Source organism: Campylobacter concisus (genome assembly GCF_002912425.1).
Classification (GTDB): Bacteria; Campylobacterota; Campylobacteria; order Campylobacterales; family Campylobacteraceae; genus Campylobacter_A; species Campylobacter_A concisus_AH.
In genome coordinates this window covers 1-6,963 of sequence record NZ_POYR01000011.1, presented here as the reverse complement: position 1 = coordinate 6,963, position 6,963 = coordinate 1, and the positions used below count along the sequence as shown (strand labels likewise).

The following is a 6,963-nucleotide window of genomic DNA, read 5'->3' as shown; positions in this document are numbered from 1 at the left end:
TCATTATATTTTTGGAACTCTTCTTGATATTTAATTTGTCTTCCTTCTAATTTTTTGCTAATCCTTTTTGCTTTTTTAAGCTTCTTATCTATATTTGCCGCGTCTCCAAGTAAAACTATTGCGTCCAAACCATTATCTTTAATTTTAACTTTACTATTTACATATTCTTCATTAAATACAAAAATATTCTTTTTCTGATCTTCGTTTGTTAAATCTACTGCTGCGCCGCTTTTATCTATAATTTGACTCACAATAAGAAGTTGATTGTTTTGTTTGACGGCATCAAAAGCTTGCGAAATAGTGCTTTTACCGCTTCCATTTTTGCCATAGATTAAACAAAATCTATGGTACTCTTTCTCAAAAAAATTTAATTTTACTTCACCTTCAAAGCATTTTCCATGAATTTTTACGCCACAAAAATTACTAAACATTGTATTTACTCCAATGTGTTGTTAAATTTTACTACCTTTAAAATTCTCTCTATCTTTTTCGCATCTTTTATGCCGTTTTTGTCCTCGACTTTGGAGTTGATATCGACTAGATATGGCTTAAATTTGAGCGCCTCTTTGATATTATGCTCGCCTATGCCCCCAGCCATGCCAAATTTAAATTTGACCTCTTTTAAAATTTCCCACTCAAAACTAGTGCCATTTCCGCCGGCATTTTCGCCCTTGCAGTCAAAAAGCGCCATGTCAAAATGCTTAAAATCAACCTCTGGCAAGCTATCTTTCACGCTAAAAACCTGCCAGATTTCTTGCCCCATATCTTTTAAATTTGCATGCAAATTTTCACTCACCACTCCATGCACCTGAGCCACGTCAAGCCCTACAAACTGGCAAATTTCCATTATCTCGCAGTCGCTTTGCTCAGCAAAAACGCCAACTACTTTTTTGCCCTTGCTATGAGCAAATTTCGCTATCTGCCTAGCTAAATTTAGCTCGACCCTTCTTTTGCTTTTGGCAAATATTAGTCCGATAAAATCAACATCCAAAGCGCAAACCCCACTTGCCTCATCTAGGGTTTTGATGCCACAAATTTTAACTAGCGCCATTAGCCCCAGCCTTTATGAACTCTTCATAAAATTTATATGCCTTGCCAGAATTTATAGCCTCAAGCACCATTTTTTTGGCCTCGTCTGGGCTCTTTGCGCCATCAGCCGCGTAAAGTGCAAACATCGCATTAAAGACCACGATGTCAAATTTCGCCCCCTGCTCCTCGCCTTTTAGCGTGCGGATCAAGGTTTTGGCGTTTTCTTCAGGTGTGCCACCCTCGATGTCGCTGTGAAGCGCTCTTTTAAAGCCAAACTGCTCTGGCGTGATGCTGTACTCAAAAATTTCGCCATTTTTTAGCTCCACAACGCTTGTTTCGCTACAAAGCGTGATCTCATCAAGTCCGTCATCGCCGCGAACGACCAAAGCGTGCTTTCTGCCAAGTATCTTAAGCGTCTGGGCGTAGAGTTTTAAAACAGGTTTATGATAGACGCCGACTAGCTGATTTGTAAGGTTTAAATTTGGATTTAAAAGCGGTCCAAGCACGTTAAAGACAGTTCTTATGCCAAGTCTTTGACGCACTTCTCTCACCTCACCAACTAGCGGATGGAAAAATGGTGCGTGGAAAAAGGCTAAATTTTTACTAGCTAAATTTTCACGCTGTTTTGCCAGTGATTTTTCACTTTTTACGCCTAAAATTTCAAGCACATCAGAGCTGCCTGACTTGCTTGAAACTGCCTTGTTACCGTGCTTTGCGACCTTTATGCCAAGGCTTGCAAGGATAAATGCCACAGTAGTTGAAATATTTATCGTCTTAAAGCCATCGCCTCCAGTGCCGCAAAGATCGATCATAGGCGTATCGTCGCGGTAAGTTTGCGAGTATTTTAGGATATTTTTTGCAAGCGCAGCAAGGCTTTTTGGGTAAAGGCTCTTTTCGCTAATTAGCACCAAAAGGGCTGAGAGCTGCACTATCTCGTACTCTTTGCTAGCTATTATCTCGCAAATTTGCTCAAAGTCGCTATCATCAAGCGGTATGTTCTCTTGAAGCTTGATAAGATATGGCTTAAGTGAGCGAATTTTTAGCTCTTTTACCTCTTTTTTTGCCTTGTAATTTACAAAATTTTCAACGATCTTTTTGCCGTATTGCGTAAAGTAGCTCTCAGGGTGAAACTGGATGCCAAAGATCGGCTTATCTTTAACGCTAAGTGCCATAACTACGCCATCATCGCTCACCACATCAGCGCTTAAGCTAGCTGGGAGCTCATCGACATAGAGCGAGTGGTAGCGCATAACCTCAAAGCGCTCAGGCAGCCCAGCAAATAGCGGCTCTTTATTTTTCACGTCGATAAATGAGGTCTTGCCGTGAAGTGGATCGTCTAGCCTTTTTATCTTTGCGCCAAAACTAAGCCCTATGGCTTGGTGTCCAAGGCAAATGCCAAGCACTGGCACGCCAAGGTCTGCTTTTAAAATTTCTAAACAAACTCCGCTATCTTTTGGGTGTTTTGGCCCTGGGCTTAGGATAATCTTACTTGGGTTTAGTTTTTTGATCTCTTCAAGCGTTATCTTGTCGTTTCTAACGCATCTAACCTCTTCATTTGTGAGTTCTTTTACGTATTGCTCGACATTGAAGACAAAACTATCGTAGTTATCTATAAGTAAAATCAATCTCTATCCTTTTAAATTTAGCGGCTGCTACGCGGACTAAATATTATAAATTTAGGTGAGATTATAACTAAAAGAAATTTTAATTAGGCTTTTGTGCGGCTCTCATAGGCTTTTAAGAGTGATAGCATATCGACATTTTCTAAATTTACGCCAGTTGGCACGCCCTGAGCGATCTTACTAAATGAAATTTCACTCATGCCAAGCTTATCCTCGACATAAAGCATGAGCGCGTCTGAATTTAGCCCCGGCGTAAAGGCAAAGACGACCTCTTTTGAGCCATTTTGCTTGATAGCACTTCGCAGCCTCTCTATGGCGTCCTCATCGATCTCATCAAGCACAAAGTAAAGGCCGTTATAGATGCCATTTTGCTCAAAAACCAAGATATCTTTTGGGCTTTCAACCAGCAAGATGACCTCGCTATCTCTGCTCTCGTCACTGCAAATGTCGCAAATTTCATTTTCACTTAGCCCACCGCAACGCTCACAGCGCTTGATAAACCTTACCGCATCCTCGATATTTTGCGCAAGCCTTAGCCCTGCAAAGCTATCTTGCATGCAGACAAAGTAAGCAAACCTTGCAGCTGATTTTTTACCCACACCTGGTAGCTTAGCAAAAGACTCAGTTAGCTCGTTAAATTTTTCTAAGCCCCTTTTCATGCGCGTTTTGCCTTTGCACGAAGTAAAATTTTAAAGACGTGATAGCCATCTTCGTAGTCATAAGCAAGCTCAAATTTTTGCATCTGACAAATTTGCTCGATGATATAAAGTCCAAGCCCCATGCCACTCCCCGCACTCACCTTATCGCCGCGCACGAAGGCTTGTTTGTAGTAGTCAATCGGGTGATTTAGCTTTTTGCCTAAATTTTTAACCGCTATAAATTCGCTATCGCAGATCAAAATGGCCTTTTTATCTTCTGCGTATTTTAGGGCATTGTCTATCAAATTTTTAATCGCCAAACTAAAAAGCTGAAAATCAACTCTTAATATAACGTCATCTCTGATGTCACAGCTCACTCGCTCTTCAAATTTATCAAGCATGAGCATATCTTGCACCTGCTCCAAAATGAGCGAGAAATGGCACTCTTGATAGTTTATCGCGTAGCTTTTTGAAAGAAGCTGCTCGACCTTGCTAAATTCATTTATCAGCATCTCAAGGCGCTCAAAAACGTTTATGAGCCTCATCTTTTGAGTGTCGTTTGCAACCATCTCAGAGACGATCCTGCCCTTGCCAATAGGCGTCTTTAGCTCATGCATGATCGCACGTAAAAATAGCTGCCTTGAGCGGATGAGCTCTCTGATCTTGCAAACGGCGTTGTCAAATTCAACTGCGACCTGCCCGATCTCATCTTGCTCGTTTTCATTTAGCCTAGCAGTCATCGCCATCTCCATGTTTCCGCTGGCAAATTTTCTGATATCTTTGCTAAGTCTTCTAAGCGGCAAAAGGCTTCTAAGCACCGAGACATAAAGCGAGATAAGTAGAGCCGAGATGATCAAAAATGCCACCCAAAGCGGGTCATTTACGTGTCTTGCGTCGTTGCTCTCAAGCAAGAGCTGAAAAGATGGATTTTTGATGAGCAGATACAAATCGCCTTTGTAATTAACCGACTGCATCATGCCAAGAGGCGTGTGCTGCGTAAAGATGGCGTTTCCGCTTGTAGTAACTGAGGTGGCTAAATTTTTATTGCCGACGTATTCTAGGTTGAAATTTTTAAAGTAGTGCTCCAAATCTCTTGGAGGATTGCCACGCTCGTAAAGCGCCACAAGATAGTTCATAGCGCTTATTTGTTTATCTTTTAGCTTCTCAAGCGCACTTTCTTGCTGAATGTTTGCAAATGTCACAAAGAGCAAGCACATCAGCGAAAAAGCGATGGCAAAGATGATAGTTATCTTGGTGGTTATGGAGTATTTCATCCGATAAGCTTATATCCTATGCCTCTAACTGAAAATATATGTTTTGGCGCTTTTGAGCTGTCACCGATCTTAGTTCTAAGGCGTCCGATGATGACATCTAGGCTCTTTGAGTCCTTGTCTTTTAAGCTCTTGCAGTTATAAACTAGCTGCTCTCTTGATACTGAAAAGCTGTGCTGTTTGATGAGATAGGTTAAAATTTCATACTCAGCAGGTGTAAGAGCAAGGGCTTCATTGTTAAAGTAAATTTCATGGCGCTTGTCGTCTATCCTAAATGCGCTATCAACGACCTCTTCTTGAACTTCGTTTGTCTTTTTATATCTTCTAATAAGACTTGTGATACGAGCATACATCTCTTTTGGATCGTATGGTTTTGGCAAATAATCATCCGCTCCAAGCTGAAGTCCAACGACCTTGTCGCTGATGTCACTGCGAGCCGAGCTTATGATGATAGGGATGTCGTATTTTTGGCGAATTTCTTTGCAAACTTCAAGACCATCAATACCAGGTAATGTAAGGTCAAGTATGAGCAGGTCATAGTTTTTTATGCCGGCACTTAGTCCTAGATATGGGTCTTCAAAGTTAGTCACTTTTATATTAAAACTATCAAGATATTCAGATAAAATTTGTGCAAATTCTGGATCGTCTTCTATCATTAAAACGTTAATCATAAATCATCCTTTTCATTGAAAAATAGTAGAGATTATACGGCAAAAATGTAAATTTTTTTTTAAATTTAAACTTTTTTGGATAAAATCTCACATTTAAAATAAGCTTAATAAACAAGGAAAAATGTGGAGTTTGATTATTACGAGATCCTTGAAATTTCAAGAAATGCAAGTGGCGACGAGATAAAAAAAGCCTTTAGAAAGCTCGCTTTAAAATACCACCCAGACAGAAACGCTGGCGACAAAGAGGCTGAGCAGAAATTTAAACAGATAAACGAAGCCTATCAGGTCTTAAGCGATGAGCAAAAGCGCTCTATCTACGATAGATACGGCAAGGAAGGGCTTGAGGGTAGATTTGGCAGTGGCGGTGGCTTTAGCGCTGATTTTGACCTCTCAGACATTTTTGACTCGTTTTTTGGCGGTGGTTTTGGCGGTGGCTCTAGACAGAGAAAAAGACGAAGCGAAAAATACTCAGCCGACCTTGAAATTCCTATAAATTTAGAGTTTAACGAAGCTGTTTTTGGCTGCGAAAAAGAGATCAAATTTGATCAAAAAGTGCCTTGTCCAACATGCAACGCAACAGGCAGCAAAGATGGCAAAAATAAAACTTGCCAGCACTGCGGCGGAAGCGGCAGGATCACACGTGGAAATGGCTTTATGAATATCGTTCAAGAGTGCCCATACTGCCACGGATCTGGCGAAGTGATAAGCGAGCCATGTCCTGATTGCAACGCAAAAGCCTATAAAATCCAGCAACAAAGTGTCAAGATCACGATCCCAGAGGGCGTTGATAGTGGCATGAGGATGAGGGTCGCTGGCAAAGGCAACATCGGTGCAAACGGCGTTCAAGGCGATCTTTACGTGAGCATAAACGTAAAAGAGGACAAGCACTTCATCCGCCACAATGACGATGTTTATATAGAAATTCCAGTATTTTTTACCCAAGCCGTTCTTGGCGAAAGCATAAAAATCCCAACACTTCGCGGTGGAGCCGAGCTAAAACTGCCAGTTGGCGCGAAAGACAAGCAGCAATTTATCTTTGAAAATGAGGGCATCAAGGGCGTAAATTCACGCAAAAAAGGCAGACTTGTAGCTCAAATTTCTATCCAAACGCCTGATAAACTAAGCGACGAGCAAAAAGAGCTTTTAAATAAGCTTCAAGCTAGCTTTGGCATAGTTTCAGGCAAGTCAAGCACCGATGAGAGCGTCTTTGATAAGATAAAAAGCTGGTTTAAAGGCGACGAGCCAAAAGGCAAAAAGAAAAAATAAATTTAGATTTGTGACACTAAATTTGGCGTCACAAATTCTTTAAAAATAAATTTTATATATCCTAATTTTTACAAGTAAATTTCACACAAATTTTAAAATTTCATGAGCGAGAATATCACGCTTCTAAATTTAGTGGCGAGCTTTGTAAGATCTAAATTTAGTAGTCTGCTAAGACGAGTGAGTAAAGTTTTAAAATTTGCAAAATTTGTTTTATCAAAACAGATAAGTGCCAAGTAAATTTTAAAATTTCATGAACGAGTAATTTCGGCTCTAAAATTTGAGCTAAGCGATGAGCGAAGCCAAATTTTAGTAGTCAATTCTTGCGAGTGAATGGAATTTTAAAATTTACAAGATAGTAAATTTCTGTTTTTAAAATACTACGGACTTTAGTTTTTAAGGTCTTTTATTAAAAGGGTGACAAGGGGACTTGAATTACGAAGCCGTCCCCTTATCCCCCTTTTTAAAT

7 protein-coding genes are annotated in these 6,963 nt (G+C 40.3%); 1 reads left to right on the top strand and 6 read right to left on the bottom strand.

The window, feature by feature from the left end:
* The 6 genes from CYP84_RS00820 to CYP84_RS00795 form a co-directional block, all read right to left on the bottom strand.
* On the bottom strand, positions 1-431 hold a 431-nt coding region (locus tag CYP84_RS00820; RefSeq protein WP_141089174.1), incomplete at its 3' end, for an AAA family ATPase.
* Positions 432-436: 5 nt separating this feature from the next.
* Positions 437-1,051 carry a phosphoribosylanthranilate isomerase gene (locus CYP84_RS00815; protein ID WP_103636355.1) on the bottom strand — a complete coding sequence of 205 codons (615 nt, stop codon included), beginning with the start codon at positions 1,049-1,051 and terminating at the stop codon, positions 437-439.
* The gene (trpD, locus tag CYP84_RS00810) at positions 1,038-2,654 is read right to left on the bottom strand and encodes an anthranilate phosphoribosyltransferase (protein ID WP_103636354.1); all 1,617 of its coding nucleotides are present in this window, start codon (positions 2,652-2,654) and stop codon (positions 1,038-1,040) included. Before trpD ends, CYP84_RS00815 begins: the two co-directional genes overlap by 14 nt.
* An 83-nt stretch (positions 2,655-2,737) precedes the next feature.
* Complete coding sequence (gene recR / locus CYP84_RS00805; protein WP_009294391.1) at positions 2,738-3,310, bottom strand: recombination mediator RecR; 573 nt, start codon at positions 3,308-3,310, stop codon at positions 2,738-2,740.
* The gene (locus tag CYP84_RS00800; protein ID WP_103636353.1) at positions 3,307-4,563 is read right to left on the bottom strand and encodes an ArsS family sensor histidine kinase; all 1,257 of its coding nucleotides are present in this window, start codon (positions 4,561-4,563) and stop codon (positions 3,307-3,309) included. Before CYP84_RS00800 ends, recR begins: the two co-directional genes overlap by 4 nt.
* Positions 4,560-5,231: a response regulator transcription factor gene (locus CYP84_RS00795; RefSeq protein WP_009294394.1), complete on the bottom strand. Its 672-nt coding sequence runs from the start codon at positions 5,229-5,231 to the stop codon at positions 4,560-4,562. The genes CYP84_RS00800 and CYP84_RS00795 overlap by 4 nt, the downstream gene beginning before the upstream one ends.
* 123 nt (positions 5,232-5,354) lie before the next feature.
* On the opposite strand from CYP84_RS00795, the gene dnaJ reads away from it, so the two are divergent.
* Positions 5,355-6,497 (top strand): molecular chaperone DnaJ, encoded by a 1,143-nt coding sequence (dnaJ, locus tag CYP84_RS00790; RefSeq protein ID WP_103636352.1) that lies wholly within the window; start codon positions 5,355-5,357, stop codon positions 6,495-6,497.
* The last annotated feature ends 466 nt before the right edge of the window (positions 6,498-6,963 follow it).

Excerpts from the sequence above, each read along its gene's own strand:
- CYP84_RS00815 (WP_103636355.1), bottom strand. The coding sequence starts at position 1,051 with ATGGCGCTAGTTAAAATTTGTGGCATCAAAACCCTAGATGAGGCAAGT.
- recR (WP_009294391.1), bottom strand. The coding sequence starts at position 3,310 with ATGAAAAGGGGCTTAGAAAAATTTAACGAGCTAACTGAGTCTTTTGCT.
- CYP84_RS00800 (WP_103636353.1), bottom strand. The coding sequence starts at position 4,563 with ATGAAATACTCCATAACCACCAAGATAACTATCATCTTTGCCATCGCT.
- CYP84_RS00795 (WP_009294394.1), bottom strand. The coding sequence starts at position 5,231 with ATGATTAACGTTTTAATGATAGAAGACGATCCAGAATTTGCACAAATT.